Annotated in this window: 19 protein-coding genes; 13 read left to right on the top strand and 6 right to left on the bottom strand. The window is 36.4% G+C overall.

The window, feature by feature from the left end:
* Positions 1-208 precede the first annotated feature (208 nt).
* A complete protein-coding gene (locus tag OZP13_RS07180; RefSeq protein ID WP_269243192.1) occupies positions 209-388 on the bottom strand; it encodes a hypothetical protein in 180 nt (59 codons plus the stop codon).
* Positions 389-650: 262 nt separating this feature from the next.
* Here OZP13_RS07180 and OZP13_RS07175 point away from each other — a divergent pair, with 262 nt between their 5' ends.
* From OZP13_RS07175 to OZP13_RS07160, 4 genes are all read left to right on the top strand, one after another.
* Complete coding sequence (locus tag OZP13_RS07175; protein ID WP_269243190.1) at positions 651-1,427, top strand: GIY-YIG nuclease family protein; 777 nt, start codon at positions 651-653, stop codon at positions 1,425-1,427.
* A 159-nt stretch (positions 1,428-1,586) separates the two neighbouring features.
* A complete protein-coding gene (locus OZP13_RS07170; RefSeq protein ID WP_281299164.1) occupies positions 1,587-2,099 on the top strand; it encodes a hypothetical protein in 513 nt (170 codons plus the stop codon).
* A 308-nt stretch (positions 2,100-2,407) separates the two neighbouring features.
* Positions 2,408-2,692, top strand: a complete 285-nt coding sequence (locus OZP13_RS07165; protein WP_269243189.1) for a type II toxin-antitoxin system RelE/ParE family toxin — start codon at positions 2,408-2,410, stop codon at positions 2,690-2,692.
* Positions 2,682-2,981 (top strand): helix-turn-helix domain-containing protein, encoded by a 300-nt coding sequence (locus OZP13_RS07160; protein ID WP_173504044.1) that lies wholly within the window; start codon positions 2,682-2,684, stop codon positions 2,979-2,981. Before OZP13_RS07165 ends, OZP13_RS07160 begins: the two co-directional genes overlap by 11 nt.
* 390 nt (positions 2,982-3,371) lie before the next feature.
* Here OZP13_RS07160 and OZP13_RS07155 read toward each other — a convergent pair whose 3' ends face one another.
* The 3 genes from OZP13_RS07155 to OZP13_RS07145 form a co-directional block, all read right to left on the bottom strand.
* Entirely contained in the window at positions 3,372-4,922 is a 1,551-nt protein-coding gene (locus tag OZP13_RS07155) for a phospholipase D family protein (protein ID WP_281299163.1), read from the bottom strand.
* 69 nt (positions 4,923-4,991) lie between these two features.
* Positions 4,992-5,558, bottom strand: coding sequence for a super-infection exclusion protein B (locus OZP13_RS07150; RefSeq protein ID WP_281299162.1), 567 nt, complete (start codon positions 5,556-5,558; stop codon positions 4,992-4,994).
* 47 nt (positions 5,559-5,605) lie between these two features.
* Positions 5,606-6,262 (bottom strand): hypothetical protein, encoded by a 657-nt coding sequence (locus OZP13_RS07145; protein WP_281299161.1) that lies wholly within the window; start codon positions 6,260-6,262, stop codon positions 5,606-5,608.
* A gap of 320 nt (positions 6,263-6,582) precedes the next feature.
* Here OZP13_RS07145 and OZP13_RS07140 point away from each other — a divergent pair, with 320 nt between their 5' ends.
* Both OZP13_RS07140 and dnaK read left to right on the top strand, forming a co-directional pair.
* Positions 6,583-7,248: a hypothetical protein gene (locus OZP13_RS07140; RefSeq protein WP_269243184.1), complete on the top strand. Its 666-nt coding sequence runs from the start codon at positions 6,583-6,585 to the stop codon at positions 7,246-7,248.
* Between the two features lie 145 nt (positions 7,249-7,393).
* Positions 7,394-9,280, top strand: a complete 1,887-nt coding sequence (dnaK, locus tag OZP13_RS07135) for a molecular chaperone DnaK (protein ID WP_281299160.1) — start codon at positions 7,394-7,396, stop codon at positions 9,278-9,280.
* A gap of 190 nt (positions 9,281-9,470) precedes the next feature.
* Here dnaK and OZP13_RS07130 read toward each other — a convergent pair whose 3' ends face one another.
* On the bottom strand, positions 9,471-9,893 hold the full coding sequence (locus tag OZP13_RS07130; protein ID WP_281299159.1) for a hypothetical protein: 423 nt from the start codon (positions 9,891-9,893) through the stop codon (positions 9,471-9,473).
* 726 nt (positions 9,894-10,619) lie between these two features.
* On the opposite strand from OZP13_RS07130, the gene corA reads away from it, so the two are divergent.
* The 3 genes from corA to OZP13_RS07115 all read left to right on the top strand — a co-directional run bounded on the left by corA (position 10,620) and on the right by OZP13_RS07115 (position 15,156).
* Positions 10,620-11,690, top strand: coding sequence for a magnesium/cobalt transporter CorA (corA, locus tag OZP13_RS07125; protein WP_281299158.1), 1,071 nt, complete (start codon positions 10,620-10,622; stop codon positions 11,688-11,690).
* A 70-nt stretch (positions 11,691-11,760) separates the two neighbouring features.
* Positions 11,761-13,854: a phosphate acetyltransferase gene (gene pta / locus OZP13_RS07120; RefSeq protein ID WP_281299157.1), complete on the top strand. Its 2,094-nt coding sequence runs from the start codon at positions 11,761-11,763 to the stop codon at positions 13,852-13,854.
* Positions 13,855-13,959: 105 nt separating this feature from the next.
* Positions 13,960-15,156: an acetate/propionate family kinase gene (locus tag OZP13_RS07115; RefSeq protein WP_269243180.1), complete on the top strand. Its 1,197-nt coding sequence runs from the start codon at positions 13,960-13,962 to the stop codon at positions 15,154-15,156.
* Between the two features lie 85 nt (positions 15,157-15,241).
* On the opposite strand, the gene fumC is transcribed toward OZP13_RS07115, so the two are convergent.
* A complete protein-coding gene (fumC, locus tag OZP13_RS07110; protein ID WP_281299433.1) occupies positions 15,242-16,627 on the bottom strand; it encodes a class II fumarate hydratase in 1,386 nt (461 codons plus the stop codon).
* 751 nt (positions 16,628-17,378) lie between these two features.
* Between fumC and OZP13_RS07105 the strand changes: the two genes are divergently transcribed.
* The 4 genes from OZP13_RS07105 to OZP13_RS07090 all read left to right on the top strand — a co-directional run bounded on the left by OZP13_RS07105 (position 17,379) and on the right by OZP13_RS07090 (position 24,354).
* The gene (locus OZP13_RS07105; protein WP_269243178.1) at positions 17,379-17,996 is read left to right on the top strand and encodes an RNA polymerase sigma factor; all 618 of its coding nucleotides are present in this window, start codon (positions 17,379-17,381) and stop codon (positions 17,994-17,996) included.
* 78 nt (positions 17,997-18,074) lie between these two features.
* A complete protein-coding gene (locus OZP13_RS07100) occupies positions 18,075-19,193 on the top strand; it encodes a FecR family protein (protein WP_281299156.1) in 1,119 nt (372 codons plus the stop codon).
* Between the two features lie 157 nt (positions 19,194-19,350).
* The gene (locus tag OZP13_RS07095) at positions 19,351-22,764 is read left to right on the top strand and encodes a TonB-dependent receptor (protein WP_281299155.1); all 3,414 of its coding nucleotides are present in this window, start codon (positions 19,351-19,353) and stop codon (positions 22,762-22,764) included.
* A gap of 12 nt (positions 22,765-22,776) precedes the next feature.
* Positions 22,777-24,354 (top strand): RagB/SusD family nutrient uptake outer membrane protein, encoded by a 1,578-nt coding sequence (locus tag OZP13_RS07090; protein ID WP_281299154.1) that lies wholly within the window; start codon positions 22,777-22,779, stop codon positions 24,352-24,354.
* The last annotated feature ends 10 nt before the right edge of the window (positions 24,355-24,364 follow it).

Here is a 24,364-nt window from a genome sequence, read left to right as displayed (position 1 = left end):
TTTCAACATTCTAAAACCCTTTGCAGTTTAGATACTGAGTTTCTGAGTTCAGAGCTTATAATTTTGAGTTCGGAGCTTATAATTTCAAGTTCAGAGCTTATAATTTTGAGTTCGGAGGTTATAATTAGTAGTTCGGAGCTTATAATTTTGAGTTCGGAGGTTATAATTAGTAGTTCGGAGCTTATAATTAATAGTTCGGAGCTTATAATTATAAGTTCGGAACTCCTTTTTTGATTCTCAAAGCATCTCCGTTGACTCTCAGAGCATCTTTGTTGACTCTCAAAGCATCTCCGTTGATACTAAAAGAGTCTTCGTTGACTCTCAAAGCATCTCGGTTGATACTCAAAGCATCTTCGTTGATACTAAAAGAGTCTTCGTTGACTCTCAAAGCATCTCCGTTGATGCTAAAAGAGTCTTTTTTTGATTCTCGAAAAATAGTAGTGCTATTTTTATTCCTTTAAATTAGAAAAATGGTAAACAAATAAAAAGTGCTTTTGATTATTTGTAAGAAAAAATGAATATATTTGAAAAGAAATAAAGCGATACAAAACTTTCGCCTATACACCCAAATTGGGGTAGATTGTCGCTACTTTGTAGCGAGTATATACAAGTTATGCCTCAGTTTAGAAAAAACGAAACGAATAAAAATTATGGACAGATTATTAAAAATTGGATTTATAAATGTTGGTCATTGGAAACCAAATAATGATAAAATTAAATACTATTTAGCATTACATAATCTCGAAAAAAATGTTTTATACTGTTTTGTAACAAATGGGGAAATTAAATATATTGGTAAGACAACAATGACTCTTTCGAAAAGAATGTACGGTTACCAAAACCCAAATACTTCACAAACAACAAATTTCAGAGTAAACTTATTAATCAAAGAAACCTTAGAAAACAATGAACCCATAGATATTTTCATCCTTACAGACAATGGTTTACTTAAATATGGAGATTTTAAAATAAACCTATCTGCTGGTCTCGAAGACACTCTTATTTATGAAATAAATCCTATTTGGAATTTTTCAGGAAAAAATAAACTTGAGGAAGATAAAAATAGTAATTTGGAAATCGCAACAGGAATTGACCCAAGTAACCTTACTGAAAAAACATCAAGTATTTCGTTTAATATTGAACTAGGAAAAACATATTATAACCAAGGTTTCTTCAATGTAAAAGTTGAATTTTCAGAATTATTAGGCGCAGACAAAGAAATTATAGAAATACAACTGGGTGACGAATCTGAAAATATCATAAAAGGTTATATTAATAGAACTGCGAATGATAATGGAACTCCAAGAATAATGGGAGGAAAAACATTAACATATTGGATAAAAAAGAATTTCAAATTGGGCGAAATAATGAATGTTGAAATTCTGTCGAGTGTAGCAATCAAAATAACTAAAAAACCGAAGGCATAACAGCCACTACAACGGATTTGGGCATTTGGCTTAATGGAAAAATGGTTTTGTATTTGGGAATTTTGCGACAACCGAAAGATAAATCTTAACTTAGCCCCAAATTATTTGTAGCAAGGGAACGTTAGCCGTCAGTTTAGTAGAACGCAGAAATAACAACGAATGATGAAGAATTATAAATTAGTTTTCTTAGCAATTTTTACATTAATTTCTTGTAACCAAATAGTAAATCAGAAAGAAGACAATCTGAATAGCGTGACAACTATTTCGGAAAAAAAAGTTGCAAATAAAAAAACAGATAATGCTGAAATTTCTAAAAATCGCATCGATACAATTGTAATAAAAAATCAAACTGCAATTATTATCGAACCTACGGACAAGCAAATTGAAAAACGTAAAAAAGAAGTTGGTGAGGAAGATTTTTATATTGGAACTGACGATTATATGTGGTACTTAAATGAGTCAACAGAAGCTTTTCGTAAAAACAAACTGAATGTTTTAAAGATTAAAAATGGTAAAATAATCAAGTTTGAAATGGAGAACGGAAATAATGCAATTTTAGAATTAAGTGGAGAAGACGAATTATGGCAAATATATTTGTTTGACCCAAAATTGAAACCGAAAAAAATCGATATGACAGATTCAGAAAATGAATATATAAATTATTTCAACTGAGAAAAAACCGAACGGCTAACAGCAGTTTGCATAAATGGCTGGTTTTAGGCTTAATTTGAAATTGGTTTTGTATTTGGAATATTTGGCAAATCCGAAAATAGGGCTTAATTTAGTCCCAAACCCGCTGTAGTAGCGAGACGTTATGGGCTATGGCACCGCACCACACTAAAAAACAACCTTTAACAAAAAAGATGAAAAAGCAAAACAAATGTTGTACTTTTGTGCAACATTTGTAATTTTAAGGCGTGGATGAAAAAAGAAAAACTAGAACAATAACATTTTACAAAGATTACTTTGAAGAATTTTTTGTGAAGCAAAGGGAAAAAGTAAGAGCCAAAATAATATGGACTTTTGACTTGATAGAAGAAGTTGACAAAGTACCCGAAACATATCTTAAACATATTGAAAGCACGGACGGACTTTACGAAATTAGAATTCAACAATCGAGCGATAATTTTAGAATATTTTGCTTTTTTGACAAAGGAAAAATTGTGGTCTTAGCAAATGGTTTTCAAAAGAAAACGCAAAAGACGCCGAAAAAAGAAATCGAAAAAGCACTTAAAATAATGGAGGAATATAAAAATGAAAAATAACAACATAAAAACGCTGTCAGAGTTTAAGGATAAACACTATGGTAAAGTAGGAACAGCAGAACGTGACCAATTAGATGCGGGATATGAACAGTTTAAACTTGGTGTTTTAATACACGAAGCGCGACTTGAAAAAGGAATGACACAAGAGCAACTCGCAATTAAATGCGGTACTACTAAGTCTTATATTTCAAGAATTGAAAACAACGTAAAAGAAGTGCGTTTATCAACATTGCAAAAAATTGTTGAACTTGGATTGGGTGGACATTTGGAACTCTCAATAAAACTTTAAAAGCCACAGCCCATAACAGCTAGGATTTCGTTGCGTGCGTAGCACGAACAATGAAATCCCTGTTGAACAGCTTGTCCCGATGCATCGGGAGAACCGATTCCACGTTCGTCCACTTATGCACTTATCGTAAAAAAATTAGAGAGAATAGCAAGAGGATTTATAGTCCTCTTTTTTTTTGGAGTAATTCCGAGGTCGTTTTATAGTGTTTTTACCAGCCCTTACCAGTAAAATTAACTTTCACGGGGAATGGTGTTTTGGCTAGCGCCAAGATAGCAAGCGTTTTTCGGTTTTCAACCGATTGACTTTGTTTTGGGGTTGATTTTATGTCAGTCACAGGCTATAGACGCCTCCTCAAATTCGGAGACTTGCGGAGCTGACATTTGCAGTATTTTACAAAATATTTTGTGGTAGAATCTTTCTCGTCCAGGTTTTTATGCGTTTGATTTTGCCTACTTCTGAATCAGGGTTAAAATCCAGAGTGGTTTCCCAAGAGTTTTCGGGTTTGAATTCTTTTTCCATTCCCATTAATACGCCAGTTGCTATCTTTTCAGAAGGAATTATGGCGATGCATTCCGTGTTCAAATTGGCACTTCTTGGGTCTAGATTAAAAGTTCCGATTACGGCTATTTTTCCATCGACAACCATCGATTTGGCGTGAAGCCCAAAAATAGGTTTGTAATTTAATTTTTTTTGTAATTCACCAGTCATAATTTTGGTGCGTTCGGCAGCATCGGGACGGAATTCAAATATCTTGACTCCTGTTTGCAACAATTTTTCCCTATCGGATTGATAGCTGCTAAAAGCTTCCAGATTGTCTGTGGATGCAAGGCTGTTGGTCAAAATTCTGATTTTTACGCCACGTTGAACTGCTTCCCGAAATAGATTTCGACTCAATTCCGAGGTAATTAAATAAGGCGATTGAATGTCGATTGAAGATTTTGCATTTTTGACCAAATTGATTAAGGTAGTTGTCGTATTTCCGCCACCGCCCAACCCGTTTTTGCCGTCATTTTTGCCCGGAATATCCGATACAAATGAAACATTGTCGACCCAAATCAATTCTTTGGAGTTTTTTATGTTTTGAATGGTGTTAGGAAAGTTTTCTATTTTGGTTCGGATTTGTGGCCAAAAATTCTCAGGATTACAAGCATATTGGTGCAGTTTATCAAACTTGTGACTATCATTTTTACTTTTGACAACGTCATCTGCAAGAGTTATAATTGGCACGCTGAGTGGACTGCTCCAAAAACTTTCGAATGATTTGTTGACCTCGTTGGCTATTTTTCCAACCAAAAGCACGTCCCTGTCCCTGAAATTGTATTCGTGGTCGTAATCAAAATATTCATCGGCCATATTTCGACCGCCGGTGATGACCACTTTTCCATCTACAGTAAAGGTTTTGTTGTGCATTCGTTGGTTTGCCGATCTATAATGCGTTGAAAATGTTTTAATTTTACCCAAAATGTTTTTACCCAGATTCACCCCTGTATTGTAGATTTTGATTTCGATATTGGGATGAGAGTCTAAAATCAAAATATCTTCTAATTCTGCTTCGACCATTAAATCATCTACAAGAATTCTCACTTTCACGCCTCTGTCGGCAGCTCGTACCAAATAATCGCAAGCAATGAGTCCGACATTGTCCGTTGAAAAAATGAAATACTGGATGTCGATTGTTTTCTCGGCGTATTCGGTGAGCCAGGCCCTGGTAACCAATGATCCGCCACCGTCTTCCAAGACATAAACGCCTGTTTTGGTCTGCATCAATTTCGAATAACTTTCCAGTTCTTTTGAAAGTGTTAGGCTGTCATTTCGATGAATGCTGGCACAAAAATCTTTCTTTGGTAAAGGGGTTTCCTTGTCTTTTTTATTACAAGAAACTAATAGAAGTAAACCGATTAAACAGTAATTTTTTAAATAGAATTGAATTTGGTTTGGCATTTTTGGGTTGGTGTTGGTTGAATATAGCAACGGGTAATTGTGCGAAATTGCTGTTAGCTGCTGAATGACTTAAAAATTCCAGCTTCCTTTCAAAAAATATGGGCGACTTTCTTCAATTTGCTGTTGGTTTAATTTATTAAGCCCAAAATATTCATTAGGCTCGATTTGGTTTCGCATATACTTGTTCATAGTAAAAGTTGTATTTCCTCCTTTTACAATAAAATTGTTTGGACCAAGTGAAGAAGTTATAAAAATTACTTCCTTACTCAATAATCCAGCAATAACTGGATTATCATATGGGAATTCTAATGCGTGGCGTCTTTGCAAGAAAAACTCTCGAATTACAGATACTTCATATGGGTCTAAATTTCTAAGTGTTTCTTTATATTCTTTTCTATACTTCCTTGTCAAGAAGAATCTCCGAATTTGGGTAATTATAAATTTAATGATATTTGTGACCAACAATCCACAACTTATTAGCCAGGCGATATAAGTATAAAATCCAATTGGTGTTTTGGGGTCTGCTTTGATTAATACATATTTCCCACCATAAAATAAAAAAGCTCCAACAACTGCTATGACTAAAAAGAATACAGATGGAAGTTTTTTGATTTCGAAGATATCTTTAATGCTCATAATTTCTCTTTGTAAAGTTCTTAAAACTGCTGTTATCAGCTGACTTCTTATATAAACGGCAAAATAAATTCTTTTAATTTCACGACTTTTTGGTAAACTTTATTAGCATTTTTCCAAAATTCGGAACTTTCTATTTCCTGTTGAATTAGATTAAACAATTCCTTAGAATTTTTATGATTTTCTGGTTTAACATTCGCTAAACTCTTAACAGCTTTTTCAATAATATCTTTGATTTCTAAGAATCCATCTTCAATTCTATTTTCTCTAAGTTTGGTGATAAAAAAGTCTGTTACATTATAGTCTTCCACTTGGAAGAAAAGAATACAAGGTGTATGTAAAATTTCCTCTTCAATTAATATTTTCGCTAATTGTTTTGGCATTAAAGATGGTGGAGCACTTAAAGGCTGAATTCCTAACTCGAGCAAAATTCTATTTGAATTTGAGCTATCGATTATTGTTCGGTTTACATAGTCGTCCATCAAAAAGAAAACGGTTAATGTTTTTCCTGAAATTTCATGGAGAGCATTTATGTAATTGTGGTCGTGTAAAATTTTATTAACGTGCGGATTGTGTAAATCAGCTACGATAAATGCAAACGCTAAAGCCCTGTTTTCTGCTTTATGAATTTGACAAACTTTCATTATGTAATCTCTGAGATTATCTGAATCAGCATTTCTATTATTTGGATATACTATTGGAAACATAGTTTGTTTTTTTTGGTTAAAGCTTGCCGGTAATTTGTATATGTTAGAAATAAACCTTTGAATATCCACCCAAAATCGGGTAGATTGGAGTAGGTTTGTTTCTATTTATAATTTCTTCAAATATATTCATTTTTTCTTACAAATTTTCTTATTTTGAATGTAAGTTTTTTATCATTTTAGTTTTAAAATCTAGACTTTCAAAACAAAGCGCTAAAAAAATTAAAAAAGTAAGATTTTTTCACAAAAATTTGTAATTTTATATAGTCTTTTTGAAACGGCTTTTGAATAATTAATTGTAAGCCATTTATACTTTTTTTACCATGAAATCAATTCCCGCTCTTCGATTGTTAAGTTTATTGGGATTTTTGTTGTTGGTAGCTCCTTTTTATGACCAGTGTAATGGTCACGGAATGAAAAAATCTGAGCCAGCAACTGAATCTCCAATTCCAGATACTACAGCAGTCGAAACACCTTTGGTTAAAAATAATGCTCCAGTTTTAGTAGCAAAAGAACCAATTATTAATAAAGACTCTATTGCTGTAATTAAAAAAAATGAAATCCCTTTTTATGTAAAAGCATATGAATTTATTGATGATGATAATAATGAAAATGCTTTTGAATTAGCTAATATGTCAAGAGTATATTTTGAAGGTTCTTTTGCAGAGTTTAAGGAGGAATTGATCAAAGATTTTAAGAAGCATAAATACGATGGTCTATCATTATTTATTAGATCTTTTTCCTTTGTATTTATAGTATTAATGTCCTTTTCTATTTTAATTTTATCATTATTAAAAAAAGTGAAATGGGTTTACAAATTATCCATAGCAAATCTATCTTTAATAGTAATTACGCTAATTTGTATTCTGTTTTTCGATTCTCTTTTCGAAACCTACAAACAAATCAAATTGGGTTATTACGCTTTTACATTGGTTCAAATAGGGATTTATTACACTTCAAAACTTCAAAACGCCAGTCCTAAATCCTAATTAAAATGTCATCTTGTCATATCTTTTTCCGCCAATTTTAACATAAACTGACAATTTAAAGGCTGACATTGTCTTGGCACAATGATTGACTATTGCAACTCGAGTTATTAAAACGAGTATATAATAAAAATTAAATATATTAAAAATGGGTAAAATAATCGGAATTGATTTAGGTACTACGAACTCTTGTGTTTCTGTAATGGAAGGTAGCGAAGCAGTTGTTATTCCTAACGCTGAAGGAAAAAGAACAACACCATCTATCATCGCTTTTGTTGAAGGTGGAGAAATTAAAGTGGGTGATCCTGCGAAAAGACAAGCAGTAACTAATCCAACTAAGACTATTGCTTCTATCAAACGTTTTATGGGACATTCTTTTGCTGAAATCACTGAAGAAGCAAAAAGAGTTCCTTATTCTGTAGTAAAAGGAGACAACAATACGCCACGTGTGGATATTGACGGTCGTTTGTACACTGCACAAGAATTGTCGGCAATGACACTTCAAAAAATGAAAAAAACTGCTGAAGACTATTTAGGTCAAACAGTTACTGAAGCGGTTATCACCGTTCCTGCTTACTTTAACGATGCACAACGTCAAGCTACAAAAGAAGCTGGTGAAATTGCAGGTCTTAAAGTAATGCGTATCATCAATGAACCAACTGCAGCTGCATTGGCTTATGGTTTGGATAAAAAAGGTAAAGATCAAAAAATTGCTGTTTACGATTTAGGTGGAGGTACTTTTGATATCTCTGTTCTTGAATTAGGAGACGGAGTTTTCGAAGTATTGTCAACAGATGGAGACACTCACTTAGGTGGAGACGATTTTGACCACGAAATTATTGACTGGTTGGCTGACGAATTTAAAGCTGAAGAAGGAATTGATTTGCGTTTGGATCCAATGTCATTGCAACGTATCAAAGAAGCTGCAGAGAAAGCAAAAATTGAATTGTCCTCTTCTGCCGAAACTGAAATCAACTTGCCATACGTAACTGCTACGGCTTCAGGACCAAAACACTTAGTTAAAAAATTAACTAGAGCTAAATTCGAACAATTAACTGATTCGTTGGTAAAACGTTCTATGGCTCCAGTAGCTAAAGCGTTGAAAAATGCCAACTTAAGCGTTTCTGATATTGACGAAGTGATCTTGGTAGGAGGTTCTACTCGTATCCCAAGAATTGTTGAAGAAGTTGAAAAATTCTTCGGTAAAAAAGCGTCTAAAGGAGTTAACCCTGATGAGGTTGTTGCCATTGGAGCAGCTATTCAAGGTGGAGTTCTTTCTGGAGATGTAAAAGATGTATTGTTACTTGACGTTACACCTTTATCTTTAGGTATCGAAACTATGGGTGGTGTCATGACTACTTTAATTGAGTCTAACACAACTATCCCAACCAAAAAATCTCAAGTATTCTCTACTGCCGCTGATTCTCAACCAACTGTTGAAATCCACGTATTGCAAGGAGCTAGAGCAATGGCTGCCGACAACAAAACTATCGGTCGTTTCCACTTGGACGGTATTCCACCAGCACCAAGAGGAGTTCCTCAAATTGAAGTAACTTTTGACATCGATGCCAATGGTATCATCAAAGTTTCGGCAACTGACAAAGGAACTGGAAAATCTCACGATATTCGTATCGAAGCTTCTTCTGGATTAACTGCCGAAGAAATCGAAAGAATGAAAAAAGACGCTGAAGCCAATGCTGATGCTGACAAAATTGCAAGAGAAAGAGCCGAGAAATTGAACGAAGCTGACGGAATGATCTTCCAAACTGAGTCTCAATTGAAAGAACTTGGAGATAAATTGACAGACGAAAACAAAGTAGCTGTAGAATATGCCTTGACTGAATTGAGAATGGCTCACCAATCTCAAGACATTCCTGCCATTCAAACTGCTTTGGACAACATCAACGCAGCTTGGAAAAAAGCTACTGAAGCAATGTATGCTCAAGGAGAACAAGCTCAAGGTGGTGCTCAACCACAAGGAGAACAAACTCAAGGAGACAATGTTGAAGACGTTGAATTCGAAGAGGTTAAATAAGTATTAAGATTTTAGTATTAAGTATTAAGACTTTTTTAGTATTAAGATTTAAGTATTAAGACTTTCATATTTAGTATTGAGATTTTAGAGATAAGATTGAAACCGAGTCAGGAATGGCTCGGTTTTTTTGTTTGATAATTTTAAATAATAAACCCGACAGGTTTCAAAAACCTGTCGGGTTTGTTGTTGTTTACAAATTCAAATATTTTTCTAAATCATTAAATTTTTCATTTTGATTATGCGATTGTATTAAATCATCGATGTTTCCAAATAATGAAATTACTTTTTCACGTTTTAGTTTAGTTGGTTTTTCTGAAATACAAGTCAAATAAGAACTCCACGGATATTCAATTGGATGTTGGCAAAAACCATGATTTACGGGGTTGTAATGAATGTATTTTATAACGTTTTGCAGATAAGCATCATTGTCGATATGTTTTCTTTTAAATGGTCTTTCAAATAGTGCTCCGTGTCTATTAAAACTCTTGTTGATTGATTTGGTATAGGCATTAAATAGGTTTCCAAATGATTGATGTGGAGGAATAATTTTTTTAATTTCATACTCTTCGTGAGTTTGCAAAATTTCTTCAAAGGTTTTAATTCTAACCAACAAATGAAAATGGTTTTTCAATAAGCACCAAGCAAACGTTTCGGCAATTGAATCAATGTGTTTATTGTAAAGTGTTAAAAAATGCTCGTGATTTCTATTTTCTTTGAAAAGATTCTCGCTATTGATGCCTCTATTGTAAATGTGGTAGTATTTTCCGAATTCTAGTGGTTCAATTAGTTGCGTAGTTTAATTTTATTAGACCCGACAGGTTTTTGAAACCTGTCGGGTTTGTTAGGTTAAAAATAGTAAATTTTTTTTAATATGTATAATACCGAATTGGATTTAAAATTGCTTGTTGTCAGGTTTTTAATTATTAAGCATTATTAACCCGACAGGTTTCAAAAACCTGTCGGGTTTGTATTAATTGAAAATTCCAAAAAAAAACTATTTTTTAGTTCAATTTCCACTAAGTCAATAATTCTTTAAAACTTGTTGGATTCGTTTTTTTTAGAGCCCTTTTTTTTACTTATCGCAATAAATACTTCGGCTGTCGCTATTTCTTCATTTTCAGAAAAACAGTACTGTTTGCTGGGGGTATTGGCTCTTTTTATAATAATTTTATTTATAATAATCAAATGATTAATCTCATAAAAGTATCGAATATTTATAAATATCTTTGCGCTGTGTAATAAATATACGAAATCGTTTTTGTTTGAAGGAAATCAAAAGCTATAAAAGGAGTAATCGTTTTAAAAGATTTTCGTAATATTACTACATAAAACGATTTAGATGAGAAAGATTAAATATAAGAAAGGGAGAAAACTCCAACCTTATAATCTGGAATATACCGGAATTCATAAAAAAACCGATTCAGAAATGCAGCTGTTTGTTTATGATGATGCCAAGGTCTTTGAATATGCTGATTTCAATGTTTCTGATTTAGAAAAATGTATTGATGTCCAAAAAACAAATTGGCTCAACATTCACGGTCTAAATGACCTCGATTTGTTGAAAACCATCAGTGGTCATTTCAAGATAGACAACTTTATGCTTGCCGATATCTTGAATACCACCCGAAGAACCAAAATCGAGGAGCAACACGATATTTTGTTTTTCAACATCAAATCATTGTTGCCCATGGAAGATTCGGATGGCATTAAAGCGGAACAAATCAGTTTTTTGATAAAAGACGGAATCCTGATTTCTTTCCAAGAAAAACGTTCTGATTTTTTTACCCATATCAGGGAGCGAATTAGAACCCATTCCGGAATCGTGAGAACTAAAAAGGCGGATTATTTGCTGTACATTCTCCTGGATGCCATTATGGAAAATTTCTATATCACCATAGAAAATGAAGAGGATAAAATCGAGGATATAATTGATTCGACCAAAAAAAGTGCCGATCCAATCATTCTAGAGAGAATAGAGCAACTCAGGGATAATTTCAATTTTTTGAAACGTTCTATTGTTCCGCTACGAGATTCTTTGTATAATATAAAGAGTATCAAGGACGATAATGTATTTAATGTGATTGAAGCCGAAAATTTTACTTTTTTTGCCAGATTACATCAAAAAAGTTTAGAGCTTTTAGAGCAAATAGAATCGGATATGAGTTCGTTAGAAAGTGCTTCCAATTTCTTCTTTTCGGCCCAGACGCACAAGATGAACGAAATCATGAAAACGCTGACCATCGTTTCGGCCATTTTTATTCCGCTTACTTTTATTGTGGGCGTTTACGGAATGAATTTTAAATACATGCCGGAATTGGAATACGCATACGGATATTATACTGTCGTGGGAATTATGGTTCTCATTGTTTTTGGAATGATTTATTATTTTAAAAGAAGGCATTGGTTTTGATTGAGAAACACAAAAATAAACATAAGGAATTCAACCAAATTCCATTGAAATAAATTTAAAAATTAAAAAAATGAACAAAGCTATCTACATAGCTACTAGTGAAGAGAGTAGTGGTAAATCGATTATTACCTTGGGATTGATGAGCATGCTTATTGGCAAAACTGCCAAAGTAGGTTATTTTAGACCCATTGTTGAAGATTTTGAAGAAGGAACAATGGACAATCACATCGAAACGGTCATCAATCATTTCGGACTGGACATTTCTTTTCAAGACGCTTACGCCATCACCAAAAGCAAGTTGATCAAGAAGAAAAACAAAGGGAAAATTGGAGAGGTGATCGACTTGATTATCGAAAAATACAAACGTCTGGAAGAGCGATTCGATTTTGTCTTGGTAGAAGGAACGAGTTTTATGGGCGAAGGAACCGTTATCGAAATGGACATGAACGTTCTTATTGCCAAAAACTTGGGGATTCCAACCATTATTGTGGGAACGGGAGAAGGAAGAACTTTGGACGAATTTGTGGACAGCCTTTATCTGGCGTATGATTCCTTCAAAACGAAAGAGGTGGAAGTGTTGGCCCTGATTGCCAATAAAGTGCAACCTGAAAATCTAGAATTGGTAACCGAGCGTTTGAAAAGCAGTTTGCCTGAAGGTGTAATGGTCAATTCGATTCCCGTAATTCCAAGTTTGAATAATCCAACCATTCAGGAAATCGTGAAAGAGTTGAATGCCAAAGTTTTGTTTGGTGCGGCTTTCATGAACAATCAAATTGGAAGTTTCAGCGTAGGAGCGATGCAACTTCGAAACTATTTGTTGAACCTGAAAGAAAACGGTTTGGTAATCACGCCAGGCGACAGGGCCGACATCATTCTGGGAGCTTTGCAAGCCAACGAATCCGTGAATTATCCAACCATTTCGGGAATTGTTTTGACCGGTAATATTGTGCCGGAAGACAGTATCTTGAAATTAATTGAAGGGCTTTCCACTATTGTGCCCATCATTGCGGTAGAAGGCGGAACTTATAGTATTACCAATAAAATAGGTTCGATAAAACCTAAAATTTATGCCAACAACAAGCAGAAGATTCTAACTTCCATAAACACTTTCGAAAATTATGTGGATTTAGACAATTTGACCGAGAAATTCATCAAGTTTGAAGCTGAAGGAATGACGCCAAAAATGTTTCAATACAACATGGTGAAAAGAGCCAAAAAACACAGAAAACACATTGTCTTGCCCGAAGGAAACGACGACAGGATTATTATTGCCGCTTCACGATTATTGGCGATGGACGTGGTTGACATTACCATTATTGGCGACAAAAAACAAATCGAAAACAAGGTGGCCGAATTAGGTTTGGCATTCGATTTCTCCAAAGTCAACATCATCAATCCAAGAGAGAACGAACATTATGATGATTACGTGAATACCTATTACGAGTTGCGAAAAGCCAAGAAAATGACGTTGGAAATTGCCCGAGATTTAATGGAAGACGGCGCTTATTTTGGTACAATGATGGTGTATAAAGGACATGCTGACGGAATGGTTTCCGGAGCGGCACATACTACCCAACACACCATTTTGCCAGCTTTGCAGTTTATTAAAACCAAACCGAATTGTTCGATAGTTTCTTCTGTATTTTTCATGTGTTTGGAGGATAGAGTTTCTGTTTTTGGAGACTGTGCTATCAATCCAAATCCTACGGCAGAACAATTGGCAGAAATCGCCATTTCATCAGCTGAATCTAGTTTAGCTTTCGGAATTGAACCAAAAATAGCAATGTTGTCTTATTCATCCGGTTCATCTGGAAAAGGGGATGAAGTGGACAAAGTGAGAAAAGCAACAGAAATAGTAAAAGAAAAACGTCCTGACTTGAAAATTGAAGGGCCAATTCAATACGACGCCGCCGTTGATCCAGAAGTAGGGCAAAGCAAAATGCCAAATTCTGAAGTGGCAGGTCACGCCAGCGTCTTGATTTTCCCTGATTTGAACACCGGAAACAACACCTACAAAGCCGTTCAAAGAGAAACAGGAGCATTGGCAATCGGTCCAATGTTGCAAGGATTGAACAAACCGGTTAACGATTTGAGCAGGGGTTGCACCGTTGACGATATTATCAACACGGTAGTGATTACAGCCATCCAGGCACAAGAAATGTAAAAAAATAAAATTTTTGAATAAAAATTAGTATTAATCCTTATTAATAAAAGAACTTTGCGACTTAGTGTCTTCGTGGCAAAAAATGATTGATTTAAAAGAAATAAAATGAAAATAGTAATAATAAACTCGGGAAGTTCTTCCATAAAATACCAACTCATAGAAATGCCTGCCGGCGATGTCATTTGTTCTGGAATGATTGACAGAATTGGATTGGAAACTTCTAATTTTAGTTATGTGACCAATAAGGTCAAAGTGGAGGAAACCTTGCCTATTGCCAACCATAAAATAGGTCTCAACAAAATTGCCCAGTTGTTGATGGATGATGAAAAAGGAGTAATCAAAAGTACCAAAGAGATAGAAGCCGTCGGTCACCGTGTGGTACATGGAGGAAGTGTCTTTTCTGACACCACATTGATTACCAAAGAAGTAAAGGAAGAAATCAGAAAATTATGTGATTTGGCTCCATTGCACAATCCTGCGCATTTGGAAGGCATCATCGTGGCCGAAGAAATTTTTTCCGATGCCAAACAAGTAGCTGTTTTTGATACGGCTTTTCACCAAACAATGCCAGCAGTTGCCTATAAATACGCCATTCCTAATTACTTCTTGAAAGAGAATAAAATTAGATCTTATGGTTTTCACGGAACATCCCATAAATATGTTTCTGAAAAAGCAATTGAATATTTGGAAGCGGCCAATAAACCGCACCAAAACATCATCACGATACATTTGGGTAACGGTTGCAGCATCACTGCCGTAAAAGATGGAAAGTGTATCGAAACTTCCATGGGCTTTACGCCAATTAGTGGTTTGATCATGGGAACTAGAAGTGGCGATATCGATCCATCGGTACTGTTTTACATGATGAAAGTATTGAATTATACCATCGATGAAGTTAGTGCGTTATTGCAAAAACAAAGCGGAATGCTTGGGCTTACCGGTTTCAGCGATTTGAGGGATATTGAATCGAATGCTGCAGAAGGAAACAAAGAATGCCAATTGGCTTTAGAGATGAATGCCTACCGAATCAAGAAATATATTGGTTCTTATGCATCGGCTTTAAACGGATTGGACGCGATTGTTTTCACCGCAGGAATTGGAGAGAATTCTTCTTTTATGCGTAAATTGGTTTGTACCGATATGGAGTATTTTGGACTTGAATTGGACGAGGCGGTAAATGAAATCCGTTCGAAAGAAATCCGTGAAATCAATGTGCCACAATCGAAAGCCAAAATTTTGGTTATTCCTACCAATGAAGAAATTGAAATCGCCAATCAAGTACATCATTTGATTTTGAGTTAATATTTTTTTGAGAAAATAGTTATCCACAAAAAAGCCTGCAAATTCAAAATTGCAGGCTTTTTTTATACATGCAACTCATGGAAATTCAAACCATATCTTCCGGTTTTACCCAAGCATCAAAATCTTCTGGAGAAACGTAGCCCAAGCGAATGGCTTCTTCTCTTAAAGTGGTTCCGTTTTTGTGGGCGGTTTGTGCAATTTCAGCCGATTTATAATAACCAATTTTGGTATTCAAAGCCGTGACGAGCATCAAGGAATTGTTTACCAATTCTTCGATGCGTTTGTAATTCGGTTCGATTCCGCTGGCGCAATGTTCTTCAAAAGACAAGCAAGCATCACCCAGCAATCTTGCCGTTTGCAGGAAGTTGGACGCCATCAAGGGTTTAAAAACGTTTAATTCATAATGGCCTTGCATTCCTCCAACGGAAATGGCCACGTCATTTCCCATCACTTGGGCACAAACCATAGTCAAGGCTTCGCATTGGGTTGGATTTACTTTTCCCGGCATAATAGAAGATCCTGGTTCGTTTTCCGGAATGATGATTTCGCCTATTCCAGAGCGTGGTCCAGAAGCCAGCATCCGAATATCATTTGCAATTTTGTTTAAAGAAACTGCTAATTGTTTCAAAGCACCGTGGGTTTCGACAATGGCATCGTGGGCAGCCAAAGCTTCGAATTTGTTGGGAGCAGTTACAAATGGATGTCCTGTGAATTTCGCTATATATTCGGCGACTTTCAAGTCGTAACCTTTAGGCGTGTTCAGTCCGGTTCCAACGGCTGTTCCTCCCAAAGCCACTTCCGACAAATGCGCCAAGGTATTTTTTACTGCTTTCAATCCATAACTCAATTGGGCGGCATAACCCGAGATTTCTTGTCCCAAGGTCAATGGCGTGGCATCCATTAAATGGGTGCGACCTATTTTTACGACATTTTTAAATTCCAATGCCTTGGATTGAAGCGTGTCTCTTAATTTTTCAACGGCCGGAATGGTAGTTTCCACGACAGCTTTGTAGGCAGCGATGTGCATTCCCGTCGGGAAAGTGTCGTTGGAAGATTGCGATTTGTTCACGTCGTCATTGGCTTTAATGAATTGTTCGCCTTCGCCAATGTTGAATCCTTTTAAAACTTGTGCTCGATTGGCAATTACTTCATTCACATTCATATTGCTTTGTGTTCCGGAGCCTGTTTGCCAAATCACCAACGGAAATTCGTCAGCTAATTTTCCTTCCAATATTTCGTTGCATACTTCGGCAATGGCATCCCTTTTTTCGGTAGGGAGAACTCCTAAGTCGCAATTGGCGTAAGCTGCCGCTTTTTTCAGATAAGCAAAACCTTCTATAATTTCTTTTGGCATTGAGGCCGATGGACCAATTTTGAAGTTGTTTCGAGAACGTTCCGTTTGTGCGCCCCAATATTTGTCGGCAGGGACTTTCACTTCGCCCATCGTGTCTTTTTCTATTCGGTATTTCATTTTTGGATTGGTTTTGAGTTTTGTCGGCATTTGTTTTTTAACAAATTTAATGGTAATCGCTAAAGAATTGGAATTCAAATGTTTCTAAAATTACAAATTACTTCTGTTTTTAAAAAATTTTATCCGTTATTTTATTGGTAAGAAAAAATTTTAAACATACATTTGTCGCTACATTCAAAAATTCCGGAAAACATGTTTGAATTTCAACAGTACTTAGGCTTTTTACTTTTCTTGACCGTCCTTACCATAGGATTCTGGTTGATGTTTTTCTTGGTTGGTTTCGTATCCTATTGGGTAGGTGGAGCAACTTGGGAAGCATATAAAGAAAAGAGAGCAAAAAAGAAAGAATCAGTTTAGATTGATTCTCCAATAAAAAAGGATTCGTGAAAACGGGTCCTTTTTTTTGCCCAAAAGTTTTTTGAAAGGCAGTTTTTTGAATTTTTTGTTTTAGAATCCAGAACAGACAAGCCCTTAAAAGGTATTTACTTCTTTTTTTTTCTTGAAATCAACAAAAAATGTTTTATGTAGCGAAGTTGCTTTATTTTGTGCTAATGCGTAAAAAAAATAGATATTAATTGTAGATTGTTAATTTTTTATCCTTAAAATTTTGTTAATTCAAAATATAAAGTTTATTATTGTGAGGTATTTGGTTTGGAGGCTTAGTTGTAAAGCCATGATTATGCCATAAAATAGTGTCCTAATCCCAGATGTTTTTGTACTGTAAAAATAATGTAATTTTAATCCATTAAACTTGAAAAACTCCACATTGCATACCGACAGGATTGACGATTCCACACTTTGGAACGATCTTAAAATGGGTGACGAAAGGGCTTTTTCAATACTTTTCAAAAAATATTACGGGAATTTGGTTCAATATGGAAATTCACTTTCTCCTAATTGCGAAATAGTGCAAGATTGCGTGCAAGACGTCTTTACCGATATTTGGGTTTATAGACAATCGTTAAATGATGTTGTCGTGGTGAAAGCCTATTTGTTGTCCTGTGTTCGCAAGCGTATTGCAAGACTTCAGGAGCGGGATCATATTTTTCGTCAAACCACTTCGATGGATTCCGTTAAATTTTTATTTGATTATTCCGTCGAGCACCAGCTTATTTTAGATGAGGCATTGGCTTCCAAAGTAGCTTTTCTTAACAAATTGTTGAACGACTTGCCCGGACGACAAAAAGAAGCATTATATCTTCGCTACCATCAAGGACTTTCCGTGGAGCAAATTGCCGAGATATTGAACGTTAATTACCAATCGGCCAACAATTTACTACATCGCGCTTTGTTGCATCTTCGCAAAGAATGGAAAGGTAATATCCCGCTGGATATATCATTATCGCTGTTTTTAATTCATTTTTTTTAGCATAATAAAAAAATAATTGCATTTTAGTGAGTATGCAATAAAAAAAGTGGCCTCTATATAAGAGTAATCCTTTTTTTAATGCGACAACGTAACAATTATACAGAGATAGAAGATTTTTTAGACGACCCTTCGTTCCAAATCTGGGTGCGTACGAAAGACGATCAACAAGGTTGGGAAGAATGGACTCTGGAAAATCCCCAAAGAGCCAAACTGGTAGAGGAAGCCCGTTTGTGGCTATTGGCCATGAAAGTTCCCCAAGACAGTTTAACGCCGACAGACATTGAATTGGCCCTGCAATCCACTTGGTTGAAAATCGACCAGAAAATTGCCGGCGAGAAATCGGCTAAAAAATCCGTGGTAAAACTATGGCAAAATTCGTGGTTTAGGGGAGTTGCCGCTGTTTTTCTTTTTGGCTTGATTTCAGGTTTGATGTACACTAATTACTTTGTATCTGGTCACGCTTCCGTAAATTATGCAACGCTTATTGACGGCAATGATGGAGGCCTTGTCGAACAAACCAATAATTCAAGCAAGCCACAAATCATAACCTTGTCTGATGGCAGTTCCGTTTTGCTTCAGCCCAAGTCTAAATTGAGTTATCCCAAAATTTTCAACGGCAATGACAGAAAAGTATATCTATCGGGGGAAGGTTTTTTTGAAATCAGCAAGAATCCCGAGAAACCATTTTATGTATTTGCCAACGAAATTGTTACCAAAGTCGTGGGAACCAGTTTCAGGATAAAGGCTTATGCCAATGAGCCAAGCATTGAGGTACTCGTTAGAACCGGAGTGGTGAAAGTGAGATCCAACCAATTGATTAGAAGCATAAAAGACGAGGAAGTGGCTTTATTGCCCAATCAGGCCTTGCGATTCACCCGAGAAAATCTTAGTTTCAAGAAAATCACCGACATTACCCAAGACGAATCCTTGTCTCGTATGGTAAGCAGCACTATTGAGCAATTGAGTTTTGAATTTACGGACATTCCTTTGGAACAAATCTTCAAGACCATTGAGCAAGCCTATTTGGTTGATATTGATTTTCCAAAAGATAAATTGAAAGATTGTCATCTAACAACCTCCTTGAGCGACCAACCTCTTCCAGAAAAACTTAAAATCATCTGTAAATCTATAGGAAATGATTCCAGTTATATAATGAACGGTAACCAAATTATAATCTTGTCCAATGGATGTAACTAAACCTTGTTTGCCTATGTGAAATTAAATGCATAAAAAAAGCGTCGAAATGCTGTAACATATTCGACGCCTAAAGAAATCAAATTACTCTCTGTAAAGAGTGATTTGTGTTGTTTCCAGAATACCCAACTAATAGTATTAATCAAAACAAACCAAAATTATGAAAAAACCTGTTGTTAAACAACGATTACTCATTCGAATTATGAAAATAACATTATTCCAATTTGTCTTAGCATTTGTATTTTCAACTGTTACCATGGCCAATGGCGTGAAAGCACAAGGGAAATTGAGTACAAAAGTGACGATAAAAGTTACCAACATGAACTTAGACAATGCATTATCCAAACTCGAGGAGACGGCGCATGTCAAGTTCTCGTATAATTCAAGAATGACGCAATTAAACGAAAAAGTGAGCATAGTTGCCAATAATGAATCCCTGTCCATTGTTCTTACTCGAATCTTGAAACCATTAAATATTGGTTTTACCGAAGTAAGCAACCAAATTGTTCTGCAAAAAGAAAGCATCAAAAAAGTGGGATTTACAGAAGCAGAAGTTCCAAATGACCTAGTTGAAAATGTAGTGGGCGATATTACGGTAAACGGAAAAATAGTATCGAGCAGCGATGGAATGCCTATTTCAGGAGCCAGTGTTACGGTAGATGGAACTACTAAAAGCACAAAAACAGATTTTGAAGGTAAATTCCAAATCACTGCAGATTCGCAGGCAGTATTGAAAATCAGTTATGTGGGTTACACTACCCAGCTTATTCCTGTAAAAGGCCGAACTTCAATCAATGTGGTGTTGGAAATGGAAACGGCCGATCTTAAAGAAGTTGTCGTGATAGGGTATGGTTCCCAGAAAAAGAAAGTTTCCACGGCGGCTACCTCAGTGGTTTCTGCCAAGGATTTGCAGGCTGTAGCCAGCGGTGACGTAGTGAATGCGTTGCAAGGACAAAGTTCGGGTGTGAGTGTTACTTCCACTTCGGGACAACCGGGAGCAGGCATGGTAATCAACATTCGTGGTGTGGGTACGGCAGGAAACAATTCGCCACTCTATGTGGTAGATGGTGTTGTAGTTGACAATGGAATTGGTTATTTGGATCCTTCCTCAATCGATAGAGTTGATATTTTGAAAGATGCCGCCGCCTCTTCTATTTATGGAGCCAGGGCAGCCAATGGTGTTGTATTGGTTACGACCAAAAAAGGAAAAGAAGGCAAAATGAACATATCGTTGAGCTCTTACACCGGATTTCAAGAAGTAGCCAAAAGATTGGATTTATTGAACACAAAAGAGTACACCACAATCATCAATGAATCACGCGTGAATTCAGGTTATACTCCATTGTACACTCCAGCGCAAATAGCGGCTTTTCCGGATCATAATTGGCAAGACGATTTGTTTAATGAAGGTGCCATGAAACAAAATCACTCTTTATTGATTACAGGAGGAAGTGAAAAATCGACTATTGCCACGGGATTGTCTTATTATGGTCAAGACGGACTTATTGGAAGCAATACAAACCAGTCTAAATATGGTCGTGTCACTTTTACGGTGAATTCAACTTCCGAAATTATCAAAGATCATTTGAAAATTGGAGAAAATTTTACTTTTGCCAATATTGAAGGCAGCGGTGTTTCCGATGATGGAATTTACAGCAACAGCATCAGGGGATTTTTGAATGCAGCACCAATTGACCCAGCTTATGATGCCAATGGGGATTTTGCCCATTCCACTATCGCTGCCGATATTAGCAACCCACTTGGATCAATGTATTACAACAATTTCAACGAAAACAAATACGATCGTTATGTGGGCAATATTTTTGCGGAAGCAAAATTCTTGAAAAACTTTACATTCAGGACCAGTTTTGGGGTTGATATTAATGATAGTGCTGAACGTAGATTTACGCCTGTATATAATCTTTCTTCCAATAACAACACCACTGTTTCAAGCGTTACCCAAGCTTCGGGTAAAGGATTGGGTTGGTTGTTTGAAAACACCTTGCAATACAAAGCGTCTATCAATGATACCCATCACTTTGATGTGTTGGTAGGTACTTCGGCCAAAGAAAACAAATCCGAATATATGGGAGCCACCGGCAAAGATTTGAATTTTGATGATTTTGCACACGCTTATTTGAGCAATGCCACAGACCAAACTTCAAACACGGTTTATGGAGGTCGCAGTGATTATGCCATGCAGTCTTATTTTGGACGTATATTATACGATTACAACAACAAATATTTGTTCTCGGCCACGATTCGTAGAGACGGTTCTTCCAATTTTGGACCGAACAACAAATATGCTATTTTTCCTGCATTTTCTGCCGGTTGGAATGTGGAAAAAGAAGACTTTTTTCCAGAAAATAAAGTGGTAACCAATCTTAAAATTAGAGGTAGTTGGGGACAAAACGGAAATGATCAAATTAGACAATTTGCTTATATGTCAACCATAAGCTCTTATGATAAATCGTATCATTTTGGTACAACCGATGAAACATTGCAAGTAGGATCCAGTCCAGATGCCATCGCCAATCCAGATTTGAAATGGGAAGCTTCAGAACAATTGGATTTAGGTTTCGATCTTACTTTGTTGTCTTCATTGACTTTTACTTTTGACTACTACAACAAAACCACCAAAGATTGGTTGGTACAAGCCGCAGTGCCCGATATTGCTGGAGCTGCCGCGCCATACATCAACGGTGGAGACATTAGAAACAAAGGATTGGAATTTGCTTTGGGTTACAGAACCAATTTTGGCAATGATTGGACTTTCTCTGTAAATGGTAACGCTTCTTTCAACGATAATGAAGTAATTAAAATTGCCAATTCAGAAGGAATTATTCATGGAGAGACCAACTTGTTGTTTCAAGGGATAGATGAGTTAAACAGGGTAGAAGTAGGACAACCAATAGGTTATTTCTACGGATTAAAAACGGACGGAATTTTTCAAAATGCATCAGAGCTTACTTCTGTTCAACCGAATGCCGTGCCTGGAGACGTTCGTTTCGTGGACTTAGACGGGAATGGTAAAATTGATGCCAACGACAAAACTAAAATTGGTGATCCCAATCCAGATTTTACTTATGGATTTAATATGGAAGTGACTTATAAAGCGTTTGATTTCTCCATGTACACTTATGGTGTGGCAGGAAGCCAAAATGTTTTTGGAGTACATGATTATACCCGTCCTTACAATAATTACACTACAAGTATCTTGAACAGATGGACGACGGAAGGAACTTCAAACAGCATTCCAAGAGTTACCTATGGTACAGATGCCAATGGAAATTATACCAAATTCTCTGATTTGTATGTTCAAAATGCAGATTTCTTTAGAATCAAGTCGATTACTTTGGGTTGTGACATCACAAAATTAACCACTAGTCTTAGCTTCTTCAGCAAATTTAGATTGTATGTGGCGGCCAACAATTTATTCACATTTACCAACTACCAGGGAATGGATCCTGAAATTGGATTCGGAAACGTAAACCAATCATGGGCCAAAGGCATCGATGTGGGATACTATCCACAGCCTAGGACATATATGTTAGGTCTAAATGTTAACTTTTAAAAAATGATACCAATGAAAAAATATATAAAACTATTTGCTGTTTCGAGTCTATTTGTATTAGGGGCATGTTCTGCCGATTTTTTGGAGAAAGAACCTTATACTGAAAAAGTGGCCGAGAATTTTTATAAAACACCAACTGATGCCTACGAAGGACTTATTGCAGTGTATGACATATTGCAACGTGACGAGTATGGCTGTCCTTTATTGGTAAGCGAACAAGCTTCCGACAATTGTTTTGGAGGTTACGGAACGGCTGATGCCCAAGTGGATATAGAATGGGATCGTTTCTTGTATGTTTCCAATAAAGACATGAACAGCCCTGCTTGGAAAACGCCTTACCAAGGAATTTACAGAGCCAATATTTTATTGGCAAACCTTGACAAAGTAAACTGGGGGACCGATACGGCACTTAAAACAAGATATGAAGCCGAAGCCCGTTTCTTGAGAGCCCATTTCCACTTTCAATTGGCTAAAATGTTTGGCGATATCGTGGCATTGGATCATCCTGTTAGTGCTGATGAATTGTATGCTCCAAGAGTTGCTCCAGAAGTTACTTATGCTTTAATTGCCAACGATTTAAAATTTGCTGCAGATAATTTGGGAACCGATAATTACTCCAAACCTGGAAACGCCAATTTTGGACGTATCACCAAATGGGCTGCCGAGGCTTATATCGCCAGAACATTCTTGTTCTACACAGATTATTATAAAAAAGCAGATTTAGCAGGTGTTGTTACCAAAGCGCAAGCGGTAACCTACGTAAATGATGCCGTTAATAACAGTGGACACGGATTGGTTTCTAATTATTCTCGCTTATGGCTGGCCGCTTCTCTTGAGAATTTTGCCGGTGAAGACAATACCGAAATGGTTTGGTCCATTCGATTGAATGGTTCGGGTAAAGGAGACTGGAATTTGCACGAAGGAAACCGTTTTCAAGTGCTGATTGCACCACGTGGAGGAAACATAGGTCGTTATGGTACAGGATGGGGTGGCGCCACGGTTAACCCAAAATTGTATGCCGCTTATGAGGCAGGTGATACTCGTAGAGATGCCACAATAATCAATTTTGCGGGTGAAGGATTGAATTTTGATCCTCAAGCCAGAGACCAACGTCAATATACTGGTTATGCCTGGAAAAAATATTGTCCAATTACCGATGCTGCCGGAAAAGCCATTGTCGAAGCCAATGGAGGAAATTTCCAAATAGACAACTACCAAGATGTTGCCGTAATTCGTTTTTCGGATGTGCTCTTGATGGCTGCCGAGCTTAATTTAGGTACCAATGCTGGGTTTGCCCAAACTTGTCTGGATAGAGTGCGTGACAGGGCTTATCAAAGTGTAATCAACCGCGTGGCAGTTTCCAAAACGGCAATCATGAATGAGCGTCGTTTGGAATTGGCTTTAGAAGGAAACCGTTATTTCGATTTAATCAGACAAGGTACGGCCGTTGCCAAAGCTGCAATTGACAATGTGGGTAGCGATTCTCAATTTAACGTCACTTTCAGGACAGAAACATTGGGCTGGTTTCCATTGCCACAATCTCAAATCGTACTTTCTAATGGAGCGATGTCACAAAACCCGGGTTGGTAATTAACTAAAA

The organism is Flavobacterium limnophilum, from assembly GCF_027111315.2.
Lineage (GTDB): Bacteria > Bacteroidota > Bacteroidia > Flavobacteriales > Flavobacteriaceae > Flavobacterium > Flavobacterium limnophilum.
The sequence above is the reverse complement of the archived record's forward strand: the minus strand, read 5'-3'. Positions and strand labels throughout refer to the sequence as shown.

What these genes read in the sequence shown, in the direction of transcription:
- OZP13_RS07100 (WP_281299156.1), top strand. Translation starts at nt 18,075, where the DNA reads ATGCGACAACGTAACAATTATACAGAGATAGAAGATTTTTTAGACGAC.
- fumC (WP_281299433.1), bottom strand. Translation starts at nt 16,627, where the DNA reads ATGAAATACCGAATAGAAAAAGACACGATGGGCGAAGTGAAAGTCCCT.
- OZP13_RS07145 (WP_281299161.1), bottom strand. Translation starts at nt 6,262, where the DNA reads ATGTTTCCAATAGTATATCCAAATAATAGAAATGCTGATTCAGATAAT.
- OZP13_RS07090 (WP_281299154.1), top strand. Translation starts at nt 22,777, where the DNA reads ATGAAAAAATATATAAAACTATTTGCTGTTTCGAGTCTATTTGTATTA.
- OZP13_RS07160 (WP_173504044.1), top strand. Translation starts at nt 2,682, where the DNA reads ATGAAAAATAACAACATAAAAACGCTGTCAGAGTTTAAGGATAAACAC.
- OZP13_RS07140 (WP_269243184.1), top strand. Translation starts at nt 6,583, where the DNA reads ATGAAATCAATTCCCGCTCTTCGATTGTTAAGTTTATTGGGATTTTTG.
- dnaK (WP_281299160.1), top strand. Translation starts at nt 7,394, where the DNA reads ATGGGTAAAATAATCGGAATTGATTTAGGTACTACGAACTCTTGTGTT.
- OZP13_RS07175 (WP_269243190.1), top strand. Translation starts at nt 651, where the DNA reads ATGGACAGATTATTAAAAATTGGATTTATAAATGTTGGTCATTGGAAA.
- pta (WP_281299157.1), top strand. Translation starts at nt 11,761, where the DNA reads ATGAACAAAGCTATCTACATAGCTACTAGTGAAGAGAGTAGTGGTAAA.
- corA (WP_281299158.1), top strand. Translation starts at nt 10,620, where the DNA reads ATGAGAAAGATTAAATATAAGAAAGGGAGAAAACTCCAACCTTATAAT.
- OZP13_RS07095 (WP_281299155.1), top strand. Translation starts at nt 19,351, where the DNA reads ATGAAAAAACCTGTTGTTAAACAACGATTACTCATTCGAATTATGAAA.
- OZP13_RS07155 (WP_281299163.1), bottom strand. Translation starts at nt 4,922, where the DNA reads ATGCCAAACCAAATTCAATTCTATTTAAAAAATTACTGTTTAATCGGT.
- OZP13_RS07150 (WP_281299162.1), bottom strand. Translation starts at nt 5,558, where the DNA reads ATGAGCATTAAAGATATCTTCGAAATCAAAAAACTTCCATCTGTATTC.
- OZP13_RS07115 (WP_269243180.1), top strand. Translation starts at nt 13,960, where the DNA reads ATGAAAATAGTAATAATAAACTCGGGAAGTTCTTCCATAAAATACCAA.
- OZP13_RS07170 (WP_281299164.1), top strand. Translation starts at nt 1,587, where the DNA reads ATGATGAAGAATTATAAATTAGTTTTCTTAGCAATTTTTACATTAATT.